Here is a 14,554-nt window from a genome sequence, read left to right as displayed (position 1 = left end):
TCCCACCCCGCGACGCCCGCACAACCAAATACAAACCAGCGACCCCCCCCCCCCCCTCCCCTCCCCCCCCCCCCCCCCCCCCCCCCCCCCCCCACCGCCGTGCAGAGCATGTCTGCGAGGTTGCAGCGCTGCTACCAGCGGTACCAGCGTCCACTGCCCCCCTTCGGACGGGCGACGAAGCCGATGAGCCACAGGATCAGGACCGCGATCGCGACCCACCAGAGAATCTTCACCGCGAATCCCGCGCCGAAGAGAATCAGAGCCAGTAGAAGAACAAGAAGCAGGGGAACCATAGTTATTACCTCCGAGACACCTTGTGCCCCGAACCAACCCGGCCATGCGTTCGAGTTTATTTGTTTCTTACCTCGCCAGCGGGGCAGCAGAGCGGGTTGCGGTTCGGAGTGCGCACTTGCTCCCTCCCCCTCCCTCTCCCCTGCGTCAGGGGGAAACTGCGCGAGATGACCAGCCCGTTAAAACCGGGGCAACCCGGGCCGGTGCCGTTGTCGGGTCAGCGGCAGTGCCCGCCCTACTGTCACGACCTGGCCGCCGCCCGCACCCACCGGATCATCCGCATCGGCGAGCGCCAGGGCGTTCCCATCGTGGCCCATCTCGCCTCCCCGGGCGCCGGTCCGTGGCTTACCACGGGCATCACACGCCCCTGCAGGAACTGCCCCCCACCGAGAAGATCCGCAACCATGCCCTGGCCGCCGGAGGGATTTCCGGCGGCCGACGGCCCTTTGAAGGGGATGGGGAACGGTGTCCTCAGCGCGGGTCCCTGTCACTCGCAGGGATAACTGGTGATGCGGACGGTGTACGCCGAGGAGACCCAGCGGTTGGTTCCCACGTTGCGGAAGCCGTTGGTGGTGGACGCCGACGCGAGGATCGTGGAACCGTTGGCGTAGGACCCGACGGCTGCGTAGCCCGTGCCGGGACCGCTGCGGATCTGCAGGCCGCCGTTGGCGTTGACCCTGTAGTAGCACCGGGTGGCGAGCGTACCTGCCGGCGCGAGCTCCACGGCCGCGTCCGTCGTGCGGGCGGGTGTGGCGGCCTGGGCCGTGAGACCGCCGCCGAGGAGTGCGGCGGCGGACAGGGCCGCCACGGCCGCCGTGCGGGCGGCGGAGCGACGCGGTGACATGGTGCGGCGTGCTGCTGTGGCGGTCATGGAATCGATTCCCCTTGCGTCGTCGGTTCTGGGTGCGGAACACGTACGTAGGAGCAGGCCCGGGCCGGCCGAGCGGTGTCACCGCTCAAAGACACCGGAGCCGCGCACGACGCTAGCGCCACCGGGGCGAGAGCAGCCCCCTGTCACACGAGAACTCCCCAACCGGAACAGGGGAAGCGGCCCGTTCCGGTTGGGGAGTCCGTAAGACGCTAATCAAATGTAATTGAGACGTCAGACATTCATGACGTCGGGCAGTCGTGGGCGGCGTCGTGAACGGGCGGGGCCTTCTTGAGGCAGGCGAAGGTCTGCTCGACGACGTCGCGGAGCTTGCCCACGTCCTTGATGTGCGGCGCGCCCCTGCGGGAGATCACGGGCAGGGTCCGGCGTCGGCGGAGCTCTCCGCGGTTGGTTCGAGTCGTAGACCGGGGCTCAGAAAAGGCCCGGTAGCCACCACCGACCATGTCCGACACGGCCGCAAGCCGGTCATCAGCGGCGCCCCTGCCCCTGACGTGCTCTCTTTTCGCTGGTCGGAGGGTCTACGGGGCAAACGGCCAGATACGGCCGGTCCGCCGACCTGGTCGCAGAGGGACGGCGCGGTCAGTCTCGGAGGCGACGACCGGATCGACTCCTCACCCGGCGCCGCCTCGCCGAGGACCTCGGTACCGCCTTGCGCCCGGCTCACCGGACCATCTTCTCGGGTGGTCCCGGCCTAGATCGATGACGTCCGTCCACGTGACATGAAGCGATCGAACCCCATGAAGGACATCATGATGGAACCACTGCCCTCGGATATTCGAATGACCGCTGACCAGGCCAACTTGGGCGCGCACAAGCACAGCTACGGAGGTACCCGGGGCAAGGACTTCATCCAACGCCTGGACGTGTTCGACAACGGCATCGCGGTCCGGGCCAAGGACGGCACGTGTCTGGCCATCACCTGGCCCGAACTGAAGATGTACGAGTCCGCCACCAGCCTGTACGGAGCGGTTTCACACTTCTACAACTTCGAGGACTACAGCGGACACAATTTTCCCATCAGCGGGGCCTGGAAGAAGTCTGACGAAATGGCCCAGGTGCTCCGTGTCGCCATTGCCAACGCATGGGTACCCAGCGCGCTGAACCGCATCGCGGAAGGCACTCCCTGGATCTTCGTTTCCGATCCCGCGAAACCCGCGTACAAGCTGGCGCTGAGCCGGGAAGGCATAATCTTCGGCACGGAAACGCTCCCCTGGGGCCACATCCAGTACATACGCCTGTCCAGCGGCAACCTGGTCATCAAGAGGCACAAGAAATTCCGGCCCGCCGTGTACCCGTCGGGGTGGATTCCGAACCTCTACAGCTTCATGCAGATAGCCCAGACCTTGCACGCCGGATAGCCAGGCCCGGGTCCGGTCACTTCCGGGCCGAGCCGACGAGCCCGTCAGCGAGGAAGCCGAGGAACGCCAACGCCAGACCGAACGGCGGGTCGTCCGGCCTACTCGCAGCGGCCACAACAAAGACCTTCCCGTCCGTCCGCGAGAACGACCGCCCCCGACAAGGAGCCAGTGGTGAAGAAGCGGATCCGCTCAACCCCGGAGGAGTACCTGAGCGGCTTGCCGAAGTCAGACCTCCACAAACAGGCTGCCTCCGGCCATCTCTCCGGCCGCTCGTACATGGCCCGCGACGACCTGCTGAAGGCGCTGTCCCGAACATGACCCAGGAAGAACGTGACGAGCACGACCCGTCCGACTTCGCGACCACCCGCGCACGCCTCGCGGCCGATCGCGCCGACACCCTCGCGCGGGCGGCCACGCTGGGCCGCGACTTCGACGGGATTGGCGCTGGACCGGGCGCTGAAACGGCTCGATCAGGGAGAGTACGGACAGTGTGAAGGCTGCGGTGGAACGATTCCGCCCGAACGCCTGGAGATCCGTCCGGCCGCGACCACCTGCGTCGGCTGCGCGTCCAAAGCGCGCCAGCCGCCACCTCGCGCCTGACGTCGACCGGAGGCCAGTGCACTGATGCTCCCGCATGTCGACAAGCGGTCGTGGCCTTGAGGAAATCCGTAGCCTCCGGTGGCGAGGCGTCGTTCGAGCGGGGTGCGAAAGCTGGGGCGACTGCTGGTGCCGTCGAGGAAGGAGGTCAGCTGTGCGGCCTCATGGTGATTCCGCGCGGCCCGGGCCTACTCCCCACCCCGACGGCGCCGAAGAGGGCGAGAACGCGTACGGCTGAGGGCCCAGGCCCCGGCCGATTTGGCGGCCGGGGCCTGGGAGTGGCTCAGGCGTCCTGACTGTCCGCGAGCTTGGGCAGGCAGAACATCAGAGCCCACATCAGGGCGAGGAGGCCGCTGACCCACCACAGCACGGTGACGAACGCGTCGCGGTTGACCGCGCCATCGGGCGAGCCGCCGGTGACGGCGAAGAACACCACGGCGGTCAGCCCGGTGCCCAGCGCGATGCCCAGGTGGATGGCGGTGTTGAACAGGCCCGACGCCGAGCCGGCGTCCTCGTGCGGGACCCTGGCCAGCGACAGATCGGCGAGCGGGCCGGAGACCATGCCCAGGCCGAAGCCGATCAGCACCACCGGAGCGGTCATCGCCAGCAGGGTCAGGCCGGCCTGGTGGCTGCCGATCTGGAGCCCGTAGGCGACCATCGCAGCGGTCGCGATGAGGGCTCCCGCCTGCGGCAGACGGCGGGCGAAACGTCCGGCGGTCTTCGCCGCTACCGTCGCGCCTCCCAGTTCTCCCACGGAGAGCAGCACGAAGGCCACGGCCGCCTCAAGCGGGCTCATGCCGAGTCCGTTCTGCAGGTACAGCGTCCAGGTCATGAAGAACAGGCCGCACAGCAGGCCGTGCAGCAGGTCCGCGGCCATGCCCCCGGAGAACTGCCTGATCCGGAAGAGGGGCAGGGTCACCAGCGGGCCGTTGCCCTGCTTGCGCTTTTGGTGGCGCAGGAAGACGCCGAGGACCAGGACGCCGACGGCGAGCATGGCGAAGCACCACAGCGGCCATCCGTGGGCGTGGCCCTCGGTGAGCGGGAAGAGGATCAGGCAGATGGCCAGGCCGGACAGCAGCATGCCGACCAGGTCGAGCCGGTCCGCCTTGCGGATGGTCGATTCGGGGATGAATGTGCGTCCGATGAGGAGTACGGCCAGCCCGACGGGCACGTTGACCAGGAAGATCGGCCGCCAGGACAGTCCGAACAGGTTGGCCTGGGTGAGCACGCCGCCCAGGACCGGGCCCAAGACGTTGGCGATGGCCATGACGGCCCCGTACAGGCCGAACGCCTTGCTGCGGTTGTGGCCTTCGAAGGTGACGTGCATGGTCGCCAGGACCTGCGGGATCATCACGGCCACGCCGACGCCCTGGAGCAGGCGGGCGCCGATCAGCACGCCCGGACCGGTGGCCAGACCGCACAGCAGCGAGGCGGCGGTGAACACGACGGTGCCGATGAGCAGGATCCTGCGGCGGCCGTAGATGTCACCGAGCCGTCCGCCGGTGATCAGCCCGACGGCGACGGGCAGGGAATAGGCGGTGGTCAGCCACTGCACCGCGACCGGTCCAGCGCCGGTCGACTCTTGGATCGCGGGCAGGGCGGTCAGGACGACCGACTGGTCGAGCATGTTCATCAGCTCGGCGGTCAGCAGCACCAGAAGGGCGATCCAGGCCCCCATGGCCATCTTCGAGGGTCCAGGTGATGGGTGGGTCGGGGTCTGGGTGGTGGTGTGCTCTGGCTCGTTGTCGAGCGCGGAGGAAGACAAAACGGGAACTCCTGATCCAAAGGAATCGGGGAGCTCAGCCGACAGCCGCACCAGGGCCGGAAAACACGGAACCCGAGGCAGACGGCAGAGCTGCACCCGGGAAGAAAAACTGCGGGGATGGGTGACGCAACTCAGGCCAGCGCGACGTCCGCCCCCGGACACGTGCGACAACACAGCACGCGGGGAAACACGGACGACTACATGGCCTGGTTAATAAGACGTCACCCCAAGATCGACACAGAAGGAACAGGAAGTCCGGTCACTGCCACCGAAACCTCGGCACAGGAACCGAACCACCATACGACACCCCCGGGCGCCAACGCACAGCAGATGGCGCGGCGCGCCCCCGGTGGACCGACACATGCACAACGGCCAGCCCCGCTGTCCGGCGGGGTCGCAGCACCATGATGTCCAGGCTCTCCGGACCGGCATCGCGGGCGGGCGGCCTCGGGAGACGCCAGCCACTTGGTTACCGACAGCCAGGAACCCTTGTGGGCCACGGCTGGAGACGCTCCGTCAGCGACAGGAAACGTGGTGCTGAGTGTTGGGAGAGCGCCGATCCTTACTTCCGGCTGTCCCGTGTGCAGGTTGGCTCGGGGTAAGTGATCATGGCGCGAGGGTAGGTCCGGAGCGCGCGGGCGCTACCCCTGAAGGCGCAGTCCGGTGCCTTGCTGTACGCCGACCTCACCACCGAAACCGACTGCCCGAGAGGACCCCGTACCTGATGTCCATATGGCCTTCGATCGTTGCCGTACTCGGCACCCTCGCCGGCGCCCTGACCGCCGGACTCCTCCAGCACCGTTCGGCACGCACCGCACGCGCCGAGGAACGCACCGAAAGCCACCGCCAGGACCAGCTCGGCGCCGTCACCGACTTCGCGGCCGCACTGGACGCACACCGCTCGGCGATGTTCCACCGGGAGCGCCTGGCTCTGGCCGTGGCAGGTACCGAGCACCAGCTGGAGGCCCAGACCAGGTCCCACGACACCCGGGCGGCCATCACCGCGCCCCACATCCGCCTTCAGGTCCTGGTCCCCGAGCTGGCCAGCCCCGCACAGCAGGCCGCAGATGCCACGTACGCCCTGCGCAAGGCGATCGACCGGCCCGAACTGGACGCCCGGCGGCATGCGGCCAAGGACGCATCCATTGCATTCATCGCCGCGGCCGCCACGCTGCTGAGCCCCGACCATCGCTGACTGAGTGCTCTCGTCTTCCGAGTGCGCGTCGGTTCTGGCCCGGCTGGAGGCGATCACCAACCAGTGGGCACAGGAGGGCGGCGACCAGCTCCTCCAGCAGCACATCGAAGACGCCCGCCAGCTGGCGAGCGTCCTGCGACGCTGCGTCGACAAGGACGTCCCGCTGGTCTTCCTCTGAAGCCCACCCCACGGAGCCCACGTACGGGACAGCCCTGAGCCAGGACTACCGCAGCGTGATCCAGGTCTTGTCGCGCTCTTGATCGTCCTTGCGTTCGTTCCCCGGCTCCCTCTCCTCGGTCAGGCGCTCTCTTCCCGACCAACGGAGAAGGCACCCGCGGCAGCCGCCAGGACTGCCGCCTCCGCGGTCCGTTCCGGGAGCTGCGGGTCCGGATCGGCACGCATGAGCACCAGCTGGTGGTAGAGCGGCGCCGTGGCGGCGATCAGCAGGCCCCGCGCGTCCGTGTGCTGTGCGGGGAGTTCACCGCGCTCGATGGCGCGCTCGACGAGGACCTCGCACTGGGTGTACCGGTCCGTCCACAGCCGCGTCTGGGCCTGCGCGGCCTGTTCGGAGTGGAACGAGGCGGCCATCAGGGCGACGGGGAACGACGGCTGTACGACCAGGGATTCCTGGATCTCCTGGTTGAGGGCCGTCAGATCGCCGCGCAGCGAGCCGGTGTCCGGCGGCTGCCAGTCGATTTCGCCGGCGGCGTCGATGACGTCGACGAGCAGGCCGCCGACATCGCGCCAACGCCGGTAGACCGTGGCGCGGTGCACTCCGGCCCGCGTCGCGACACCCTCCATCGTGAGTCCTTCGTGACCGCCTTCGGCGAGTTCGGCGCGCACCGCATCGAGAACCTGGGCGCGGATGCGGGCGGTGCGACCGCCCGGACGGCGGTCCGACGTCGTGTCCAGTGGGTCTGTCATCGGCAATCAGTATCCGGTTGATCAAGGCGGCAGGGCTGTGCCAGCATCTTAACGCGACAGTTGTCGCCCTAGGCTCACCAGAGAGGAACCGCCTCCACGATGCCGCCCGTTCCCGCTGACCCCACCGTGCTCCACCCGATGCCCGAGCACCCGCGCGTGGTGCTGCTCAAGCCGCTGGTGAAGTCGCCGCTGATCGAGGTCGGTGACTTCACCTACTACGACGATCCGGACGACCCGACCGCGTTCGAGACGCGCAACGTCCTGTACCACTACGGTCCCGAGCGGCTCGTCATCGGCAAGTACTGCGCGCTGGGGACGGGCACCCGGTTCATCATGAACGGCGCCAACCACCGCATGGACGGACCGTCCACCTTCCCGTTCCCCACCATGGGGGGATCCTGGGCGGAGCACTTCGACCTGATCACCAACCTGCCCGGCCGCGGCGACACGGTCGTCGGCAACGACGTGTGGTTCGGCCACGGCGCCACGGTCATGCCCGGCGTACGCATCGGCCACGGCGCGATCATTGCCGCCGGCGCGATGGTCACGGGCGACGTCCCCGACTACGGGATCGTCGGCGGCAACCCCGCCCGCCTCATCCGCACCCGCTACGACGCTGCGGACACCGCCAGGCTCCTCGCCGTGGCGTGGTGGGACTGGCCCGTGCAGCACATCACCAGGCACGTACGCACCATCATGTCGGGGACCGTCGCCGACCTGGAGGAGGCCGCCGCGCAGCTCGACCAGCCTTGACACCGCGTCCTCGCCACACCGCCCGCACCCGTCCCGCGCCAGAAACGAGTGATCGCCCATGTCCCGTCACCGCGCCCATATCGCGATGGTCGGCGTCCCCATCGTCAGCCATGTCCTGCCCAGCCTCGCGCTCATCCGTGAACTGGTGGCCTGCGGACACCGGGTCACCTACGCCAACGACCCGTTCGTGGCCGACCGGATCGAGTCGGCCGGCGCGGAGCTGGTGCGCTGCACCTCGACGTTGCCCGTCGCGGACAACGACTGGCCTACCGATCCCATCGCAGCGGCGAGCCTCTTCCTCGACGATGCCGTCCAGGCGCTCCCGCAACTGCACGCCGCTTACGACGACGATCCGGCCGACCTGTACCTCTACGACATCGGCGCCTATGCCGCGCGCGCCCTCGCCGAGGCGCAGGGCCGTCCCCTCGTGCAGCTGTCCCCGACGTTCGTCGGCTGGGACGGCTACCAGGAGGAAGTCGCGGTGCATCTGCGGAAGCTGCCGGGCGCGGACGCGTACCGGGACAAGTTCGCGCGGTGGCTCGCCGACTGCGGTGCGACCACCACGGACGTGGACACGTTCTCCGGGCCGCCCGCCCGAGCCCTCGCCCTGATCCCGCGAGCGATGCAGCCGCACGCCGATCGAGTCGACACCGACACGATGACCTTCGTCGGCCCTTGCTCCGACACCCGAGCGGACACGGACGGCTGGACCCGCCCGGCGACCGCGGACAAGGTGCTGCTGGTCTCGCTCGGCTCGGCGTACACGCGCCGGCCCGCGTTCTACCGCCAGTGCATCGCGGCCTTCGGCGACCTGCCCGGCTGGCACGTCGTACTCCAGATCGGCAGGTACACCGACCCCGAGGAACTCGGCACCATCCCGCCCAACGTCGAAGTGCACTCCTGGGTCCCGCAGCGGGCCATCCTGGAACAGGCCGACGCCTTCGTCACCCACGCCGGCATGGGCAGCTGTGGCGAAGGGCTCCTCGCCGGCGTTCCCATGATCGCCGTGCCGCAGGGAGCCGAGCAGTTCATGAACGCCGACCGGCTCGTAGAGCTCGGCGTCGCCCGCCGTGTGGACACCGCCGACGCCCTCCCCGAGACCCTTCGCGCGGCACTGAACGACCTGGTCACGGATCCGGAACGGGTCGACCGGTCCAAGCAGCTGCAGGCCGCCGCCCGGGCCGAGGGCGGCACCCCACGCGCTGCTGACCTCATCGAGAGCATGCTGCCCGCCGCCGAGGGCCCCGCGCTCAGCTGCGCCCTGTGGGAACCCGGCCGCAGGTCGTGATGCCGTGATGATGCGGACGTACCTGCGCAACATCACGGCGGACCGCGTCGACGCCCACCGGCGCGGCTCGTTCGACTCCATCCAGCTGTGCGTGATCACGCTCCCCGTCGCCGTCTCGAACACGGCGGGCGGCACACGCCCGCCCACGTCCGCCGCCGCCCCCGTCGACATAGACGGGCGGGGGGCATGGGGGTGGCTACTCAGTCTGTTTCATGGGGGGCCACCTTCCACCAGGGCAGGTAAAACGGGTCGATCTGCGTCGGCCACTGAGCTGGTATCCAAGGACGCGGCCGCCGTCTCCCAGCCGAGGTAGGAACGCCATGTTCGACGCCCCTGCCCCCGCCACCGTCGACCGGATGCTGGCCGCCCAGCAGCACGCCGCCGACCAGTTCGGCCTGCGAGCCAGTGGCCGCCGGGTGTGGGGGTACCGGGGCCGAACCCTGTCGGGCGCGGCCGGCCCGCACTGGTTGCGCGTGGTCTGCGCCGAGGCTGGTACCGAGGGCGGCAAGCTGTGGACCGGCCCGTCCACCTCCCGCGCCCTCCCCGCCGTGGTGCCGCGCCCCGACCTGTTCCACATCCGGGACTGGACCACCAAGGGCTACGCCTACCGGGCCGAGCTGTACGCCTTCGCCCCCGACCCGATGGTCTCCCCGCGCGCCGTCCTCCGCGAGGACCCGATCCTGCCCCAGACGTGGTGGAGGGAGATGACGGCCGCCCTGGAGGCCCTCGCCGCCGTCCCGCCGCCGATGGACCGTGACGCCGTACGCGAGGAGTACCTGCGCCGCGTCATCGCCGAGTTCACCGGCCACCAGGTCCAGGACATCACCTGGACCACCGCCCACGGCGACCTCCACTACGGCAATATCACCCGCGGGCCGCACATCCTGGACTGGGAAGGATGGGGCCGCGCCCCCTACGGATACGACGCCGCCACCCTGTACGTGTATGCGCTGCTCACCCCCGAGACGGCCGCCCGCATCCGCACCGAGCTGGCCCCCGTCCTGGACCGGCCCGAGGCCCGCACCGGCATGCTCACCGTGTGCGCCCAGATCCTCCAGGCACACGACCGTGTGGACTTCTACGCTGAGCTGGCCAAACCGGTGAGCGAGCACTTGGCCGACCTGTAGCGCCCTCTCCCTCAGCGGTCGCTATCCCTTTCAGCCGACGAGGCCCAACAGGTTGTCCGGGCCGCAGTAGGGACACGCTTCCGTGCCCTCGGCGAGCATCCGGCGGACCTGCTCCCGGTCGGTAGGCTTACCGCTGCCCATGGTGCAGTCCCCCACATGCACCCGGTGCACCCTTGGGCCGCCCGCGGTGCGGGTCATCTCCACCTTCCACTCCGGCGGCGCCGGCGGCGGCCGCCGGGCCTGGATTTCGGCAAGCTCCGCCTCGAGTGCGGCGATGGTCTGCTCGGCCTGGCGCTGCTGCCAGGCCAGCCACGCCGCCACAGCCCGCCAGCTCTTCAGCCGCGCCTCCACCTCACTCATGCCGACTGCCCTCCTTCGGCTCGATCACCACGAACTCCCCGGCGGCCACCCACACCAGGACCTGCAGCTCGCCACCCGGCGCGACCTGAGCGGCCTGCCACAGCCGCGTACGCCCCAGCCGGCCCGGATCACCGTCCACCCAGTGCGGGTGGGCCCCGATCCGGCAGGAGAGCTGAAACAGCTCCGCCCTCAGCTCCGCCGCGCCCCCGACAGGCTTGCAGGCGAGCCGGTTGAAGATCCGGATCCAGGCTTGCTGGAGGGCGATCAGATCCTGGGGGAAGCGGTCAGTGTCTCTCGGGCCAGTCGGGTCGGTACTCACGCCGCGGTGTCCCAGGCGCGGTGGCGGGCCTGACGGCGGAGTTCGGCCCACGCCGTCCGTGAGCGGCCCGGCGCTGCCCAGTAGGGGCGGGACAGGCCGATCAGGCGCCGCCGGATCCCAGTGGTGCTGGATCCGGTTGGCGCCTGGGCCAGCGCGTCATAGGTACGAAGCCACGCCGCCTGGAGCGCCACCAGGTCGTGGGGGAAGCGGAACGATTGCATCCACCAAGTGAAACACGTGTTCGAATTGTTCCTTGCCGGAGTCGGCAGCGACCTCGCATTCTTCGCGACCCCGGACCGGCTGGCCGCCTTCGCCGGCCTCGCGCCGGCACCGCACGACTCGGGAAAGAAGAGCGGCAACCTCCACCGCCCCCGCCATTACCACCGCGGTCTCCAGCGCGTCTTCTACATGTCCGCCCTGACCAGCGTCCGCTACGACCCCAACTCCCGGACCTTCTACGACCGCAAACGAGCCGAAGGGAAACGCCACACCCAGGCGGTGATCGCCCTCGCTCGCCGCCGCGTCAACGTCCTGTGGGCCCTGATCCGTGACCGGCGCCTCTATGACGTCACACCACCGCCTGCCACGGCACCGCTCTGCTTATCGGGCCCGCACTGAACAGCTCCGGGGCAGCCCGTGACATGGTGTGTCAGTGCTTTTGAATGATCACGTAGACCGTGTCGAGCTCCGCCCGCTGGGCTATCAGTTCCCCCAAGCTGTGGCCAACCCGTTCGACGACAACTGGCTGGTCATCAGTGGCGCGGTGACAACCTCCGAGGGCAGCTGGTCCTTTGCCGATCCGTGCCTGCTGACCGGTGAAGCACGTGAGGTATCAGCGTGGCTGCGCGCGGCGGCAGCGGGAAGGGTCGCTGTGACCGGGCTTGATGACGAAGGCGAGCTGTCCCCGGACACGTGGTTTACCGAGCCAGTCCTGGCCTTCAGCCTCGCCGACCGATCTGAGGGCTCGGTGGTGCTTCGGGTCCACCTCTCCTTGGAAGCGGCACCCCCATGGCAGCAGGGTGACAACGGAGCGGACATCTACCAGTTCGTCGTGGAGGTACGGCTGGACGTGGCCGCACTCCTTGAAGCAGCCGACCAGTGGGATCTCGGGCTCACTGCGTTCCCGACCCGCTGATCAACCTCAGCCCCCAGGGCATAGGCCCACGCATCCCCACAGGCGGCCGAGGCTTGACTTCTCCATTGGGAAGCCCGGGCGAGTGCTGGGGATGGCCCCGCTGGGCGGCGGGTAAGGGACTCCCGGCCGAGGCGGTGCTGGAGCTGGTCATTACGCTCCAGCGACATGACCAGTGATCTCGGATTCACCTGCTCGTGCTGCGGAGCACCGGTGATGGCCGACGCCTCCGTCTCGCCGGTCCCGGTCGTGCCTGCAAGCCTGAGCCCCAGGGCCCAGAGGTTCGTCGAGGTGGACGGCATCCGTGTCCCTGGGCAGGGCATCGGGCGCCACCGCGACGCGTGGATCCGGCACGGGATCCCTGCTGCGGAGATCGACCGCGCCGTGGCCTTCCAGGACTGCTGGGGTGGCCTTGCCCTGCCGCCGGCCCCGGCGTACGAAGGTGGCCCGCGCATCCTGAACGCCAGCTGTCCCGAGGGCTCGGCCGCGGAGGGCTGGCGGTTCCAGGCCGGGAGCTGCCGGGTCTCCATGGCCTACGGATTCATGATCGGCCCAGACGGCGCGTTCGGGATCGATGCCTACCGCTGGACACCCCTGCACGCCAGCACGGACGGATGGGTCGAATCGTTGGCGCTGGCCGCCCATGCGGGACGCTGGGCCAAGACCGTCACGAAGATCACCGGCAAAGCCGTCGAGTCTTTGGACCTCGCCGGCTACGAGCCGGTAGCTGAAGTGCAGGGCCTGACTGACACCTGGTGGCGGGGTAGGGACTCGCTGATCGCCTTCTACCGCGGCGAAGCCATCGGTCTCGATGCCCCTCGGTGTCTCGAAGCCCACGTCTACAGCGGCCTCGACGATTGGGGCCTCCACGGCGGCTGACCGTTCGCCGATGCCGCTGGATCTGAGCACGTTGTTGGCCGGAGGGGCCAACTACCGTGCTCAGTCACACGGGCCCCGGGGTGCCGCCACCGCGGGCTCCCGCCGGCGACGGGGCAGGGGCTGGGTTCACCGCTGCGGCGGAGTCGGAAGGGGTGGACTTGGGTGCCGGGCTACTCCACCTCGGCGGAAGTGATCAGCAAGCGGGCACGCTTCTTGAGGTCCATGCGAGCGGCCACGACCTCTTCTCTGGGCAGCGTCGCCCAGTGGGGATGGGACCCCACGGCGATCGACAGCTCGCCGATCTCCGTCCACATCCGTTCCACCGTGGCTTTCTCCTCCCGGGACCAGCCGGGGCTGTTCGGGACATCACCGCGGTGGGAGTACTCCTCCCCGCGGGCCCAGCCCTTCATCGGCTCCACGCTCCAGGACAGCTGGGCCAGGAAGGTTCGGTGGTCGGCATGGGCGCGGTGCAGCTGCTCCTGGAACGTGAGGAGGTCGTCGGGGAAGGGACTCGCGTCGGGTGTCGTCACGGCATCATCGTAAACGTGTTCGATTTACGGTGGAGCCATCGCCGCTCCGCCGGGTCCCTCGTACGGCGGCCCCGCGGGCACCGCCCGGACGGACCTTCCCTCAGGCGCGGGGCTGGGGGAAGGTGCGACGCTGGTAGGGGGCCGCTACTCCTGGAGGTTCCAGTGCGTCCCATCTGGTCCGGTGCGATCTCCTTCGGCCTGGTGACGATTCCGATCAAGGTGGTCCCGGCGACGGAGTCGCACGACATCAGCTTCCGGCAGATCCACACCGCCGACGGCGGCCGGATCCGCTACCGCAAGGTGTGCGAGCTGGATGGGAAAGAGCTTCGCCAGGACGAGATCGTCCGTGGGTACGAAACGGCGACCGGAACCCTCATCCCCGTCACCGACGAGGACCTCGACAGCATGCCCCTGCCCACGGCGAAGGCGATCGAGATCGTCTCCTTCGTCCCGGCGGCAAGCATCAATCCCATCCAGATCGGCGCTTCGTACTACCTGGCCGCGAGCGAGAGCGTCGCCGCGAAGCCGTATGAGCTGCTGCGGCAGGCGCTGGAGCGCAGCAGCAAGGTGGCCGTCGCGAAATTCGCGATGCGCGACCGCGAGCGGCTGGGCCTCCTGCGGGTCAAGGACAACGTGATCATCCTGCACGCCATGCGATGGCCCGATGAGATCCGCGCCTCCTCCCATGTGCCCGTCCCCGAGGTGGAGGTCTCGGATGAGGAGGTGGACGCCGCTGTGCGGCTCACCGAGTCCCTCAGCGGCCTCGCCCTGGAGGAGATCCACGACGGGTACCGGGACGCGCTGGAGCAGGTCATCGCCGCGAAGACCGGCAGCGGTATCCCGCCGGCGGCTGCCGAGGAGCCGCCGCCCGCCTCGGCTGAGGTCGTCGACCTTATGGCCATGCTGGAGAGATCCGTCCAGGACGCCAAGGCCACGCGCAGCCAGCCCGGCACCGTGCACGAACTCCCCGGCAAAAAAGGTGCTACGAAGAAGGCGGCTGCCGGAAAGAAGACCGCGGCCAAGAAGGCGCCCGCGAAGAAGACGCCGCGCCGTAGTGCCTGACGGCCCCACTCTGACCGCGGCCGCAATGCCCAATTCCAGCAGCGTGCCTCGCACAGGGCCGAAGGGAGCAGGGCGTGCGGCGCCG

21 protein-coding genes and 2 pseudogenes are annotated in these 14,554 nt (G+C 69.0%); 14 read left to right on the top strand and 9 right to left on the bottom strand.

All coding sequences use genetic code 11. The features are described from left to right. Positions 1-131: 131 nt before the first annotated feature. Positions 132-293, bottom strand: coding sequence for a hypothetical protein (locus AC0693_RS34920; protein WP_031140725.1), 162 nt, complete (start codon positions 291-293; stop codon positions 132-134). 228 nt (positions 294-521) lie between these two features. On the opposite strand from AC0693_RS34920, the pseudogene AC0693_RS34915 reads away from it, so the two are divergent. Beyond that, positions 522-709 (top strand): annotated as a pseudogene (locus AC0693_RS34915) (IS5/IS1182 family transposase); the annotation flags it as partial. A gap of 69 nt (positions 710-778) precedes the next feature. On the opposite strand, the gene AC0693_RS34910 reads toward AC0693_RS34915, so the two are convergent. Together AC0693_RS34910 and AC0693_RS34905 are read right to left on the bottom strand one after the other, a co-directional pair. Continuing rightward, entirely contained in the window at positions 779-1,162 is a 384-nt protein-coding gene (locus tag AC0693_RS34910) for an SH3 domain-containing protein (protein ID WP_478804069.1), read from the bottom strand. Between the two features lie 239 nt (positions 1,163-1,401). Beyond that, positions 1,402-1,533 carry a hypothetical protein gene (locus AC0693_RS34905; RefSeq protein ID WP_478804060.1) on the bottom strand — a complete coding sequence of 44 codons (132 nt, stop codon included), beginning with the start codon at positions 1,531-1,533 and terminating at the stop codon, positions 1,402-1,404. A 384-nt stretch (positions 1,534-1,917) separates the two neighbouring features. On the opposite strand from AC0693_RS34905, the gene AC0693_RS34900 reads away from it, so the two are divergent. The 4 genes from AC0693_RS34900 (at position 1,918) to AC0693_RS34885 (ending at position 3,138) form a co-directional block, all read left to right on the top strand. Beyond that, positions 1,918-2,538: a DUF6585 family protein gene (locus tag AC0693_RS34900; protein ID WP_478804059.1), complete on the top strand. Its 621-nt coding sequence runs from the start codon at positions 1,918-1,920 to the stop codon at positions 2,536-2,538. A gap of 171 nt (positions 2,539-2,709) precedes the next feature. Continuing rightward, positions 2,710-2,856: a hypothetical protein gene (locus tag AC0693_RS34895; protein ID WP_478804058.1), complete on the top strand. Its 147-nt coding sequence runs from the start codon at positions 2,710-2,712 to the stop codon at positions 2,854-2,856. Then, positions 2,853-3,032: a hypothetical protein gene (locus AC0693_RS34890; protein WP_478804068.1), complete on the top strand. Its 180-nt coding sequence runs from the start codon at positions 2,853-2,855 to the stop codon at positions 3,030-3,032. The genes AC0693_RS34895 and AC0693_RS34890 overlap by 4 nt, the downstream gene beginning before the upstream one ends. Beyond that, positions 2,977-3,138 carry a TraR/DksA family transcriptional regulator gene (locus AC0693_RS34885; protein WP_478804066.1) on the top strand — a complete coding sequence of 54 codons (162 nt, stop codon included), beginning with the start codon at positions 2,977-2,979 and terminating at the stop codon, positions 3,136-3,138. The genes AC0693_RS34890 and AC0693_RS34885 overlap by 56 nt, the downstream gene beginning before the upstream one ends. A gap of 280 nt (positions 3,139-3,418) precedes the next feature. On the opposite strand, the gene AC0693_RS34880 is transcribed toward AC0693_RS34885, so the two are convergent. Further along, positions 3,419-4,900: an MFS transporter gene (locus AC0693_RS34880; protein ID WP_478804057.1), complete on the bottom strand. Its 1,482-nt coding sequence runs from the start codon at positions 4,898-4,900 to the stop codon at positions 3,419-3,421. A gap of 724 nt (positions 4,901-5,624) precedes the next feature. Here AC0693_RS34880 and AC0693_RS34875 point away from each other — a divergent pair. Further along, a complete protein-coding gene (locus AC0693_RS34875) occupies positions 5,625-6,095 on the top strand; it encodes a hypothetical protein (protein ID WP_469321017.1) in 471 nt (156 codons plus the stop codon). 4 nt (positions 6,096-6,099) lie between these two features. Further along, the gene (locus tag AC0693_RS34870) at positions 6,100-6,273 is read left to right on the top strand and encodes a hypothetical protein (RefSeq protein WP_478804056.1); all 174 of its coding nucleotides are present in this window, start codon (positions 6,100-6,102) and stop codon (positions 6,271-6,273) included. A 119-nt stretch (positions 6,274-6,392) separates the two neighbouring features. Here the strand turns inward: AC0693_RS34870 and AC0693_RS34865 are convergent, their stop codons facing one another. Then, positions 6,393-7,019, bottom strand: coding sequence for a TetR/AcrR family transcriptional regulator (locus AC0693_RS34865; protein ID WP_478804055.1), 627 nt, complete (start codon positions 7,017-7,019; stop codon positions 6,393-6,395). Between the two features lie 99 nt (positions 7,020-7,118). On the opposite strand from AC0693_RS34865, the gene AC0693_RS34860 reads away from it, so the two are divergent. The 3 genes from AC0693_RS34860 to AC0693_RS34850 all read left to right on the top strand — a co-directional run bounded on the left by AC0693_RS34860 (position 7,119) and on the right by AC0693_RS34850 (position 10,187). After that, positions 7,119-7,772 carry a CatB-related O-acetyltransferase gene (locus AC0693_RS34860; RefSeq protein ID WP_478804054.1) on the top strand — a complete coding sequence of 218 codons (654 nt, stop codon included), beginning with the start codon at positions 7,119-7,121 and terminating at the stop codon, positions 7,770-7,772. A gap of 58 nt (positions 7,773-7,830) precedes the next feature. Further along, positions 7,831-9,060 carry a macrolide family glycosyltransferase gene (locus AC0693_RS34855; RefSeq protein WP_478804053.1) on the top strand — a complete coding sequence of 410 codons (1,230 nt, stop codon included), beginning with the start codon at positions 7,831-7,833 and terminating at the stop codon, positions 9,058-9,060. 320 nt (positions 9,061-9,380) lie between these two features. Further along, positions 9,381-10,187 carry a phosphotransferase gene (locus tag AC0693_RS34850; protein WP_478804052.1) on the top strand — a complete coding sequence of 269 codons (807 nt, stop codon included), beginning with the start codon at positions 9,381-9,383 and terminating at the stop codon, positions 10,185-10,187. Between the two features lie 30 nt (positions 10,188-10,217). Here the strand turns inward: AC0693_RS34850 and AC0693_RS34845 are convergent, their stop codons facing one another. Genes AC0693_RS34845 through AC0693_RS34835 form a run of 3 tightly spaced genes read right to left on the bottom strand, consistent with a single transcriptional unit; the run spans position 10,218 to position 11,087 of the window. Beyond that, positions 10,218-10,547, bottom strand: a complete 330-nt coding sequence (locus AC0693_RS34845) for a DUF6233 domain-containing protein (RefSeq protein WP_478804051.1) — start codon at positions 10,545-10,547, stop codon at positions 10,218-10,220. Then, positions 10,540-10,866, bottom strand: a complete 327-nt coding sequence (locus tag AC0693_RS34840; protein ID WP_478804050.1) for a hypothetical protein — start codon at positions 10,864-10,866, stop codon at positions 10,540-10,542. The genes AC0693_RS34845 and AC0693_RS34840 overlap by 8 nt, the downstream gene beginning before the upstream one ends. Beyond that, positions 10,863-11,087, bottom strand: a complete 225-nt coding sequence (locus AC0693_RS34835; RefSeq protein WP_478804049.1) for a hypothetical protein — start codon at positions 11,085-11,087, stop codon at positions 10,863-10,865. The genes AC0693_RS34840 and AC0693_RS34835 overlap by 4 nt, the downstream gene beginning before the upstream one ends. Positions 11,088-11,115: 28 nt before the next feature. On the opposite strand from AC0693_RS34835, the pseudogene AC0693_RS34830 reads away from it, so the two are divergent. From AC0693_RS34830 to AC0693_RS34820, 3 genes and pseudogenes are all read left to right on the top strand, one after another. Next, positions 11,116-11,484 (top strand): annotated as a pseudogene (locus tag AC0693_RS34830) (transposase); the annotation flags it as partial. Between the two features lie 34 nt (positions 11,485-11,518). Next, positions 11,519-12,001: a WapI family immunity protein gene (locus tag AC0693_RS34825; RefSeq protein ID WP_478804048.1), complete on the top strand. Its 483-nt coding sequence runs from the start codon at positions 11,519-11,521 to the stop codon at positions 11,999-12,001. A 213-nt stretch (positions 12,002-12,214) separates the two neighbouring features. Then, the gene (locus AC0693_RS34820) at positions 12,215-12,877 is read left to right on the top strand and encodes a hypothetical protein (RefSeq protein ID WP_478804065.1); all 663 of its coding nucleotides are present in this window, start codon (positions 12,215-12,217) and stop codon (positions 12,875-12,877) included. 170 nt (positions 12,878-13,047) lie between these two features. Here AC0693_RS34820 and AC0693_RS34815 read toward each other — a convergent pair whose 3' ends face one another. Further along, the gene (locus AC0693_RS34815) at positions 13,048-13,407 is read right to left on the bottom strand and encodes a hypothetical protein (protein WP_478804047.1); all 360 of its coding nucleotides are present in this window, start codon (positions 13,405-13,407) and stop codon (positions 13,048-13,050) included. 162 nt (positions 13,408-13,569) lie between these two features. Between AC0693_RS34815 and ku the strand changes: the two genes are divergently transcribed. Continuing rightward, complete coding sequence (ku, locus tag AC0693_RS34810) at positions 13,570-14,469, top strand: non-homologous end joining protein Ku (protein ID WP_478804046.1); 900 nt, start codon at positions 13,570-13,572, stop codon at positions 14,467-14,469. Positions 14,470-14,554: the final 85 nt, after the last annotated feature.

It is taken from the genome of Streptomyces sp. NPDC043876, from assembly GCF_056435825.1.
The sequence above is the reverse complement of the archived record's forward strand: the minus strand, read 5'-3'. Positions and strand labels throughout refer to the sequence as shown.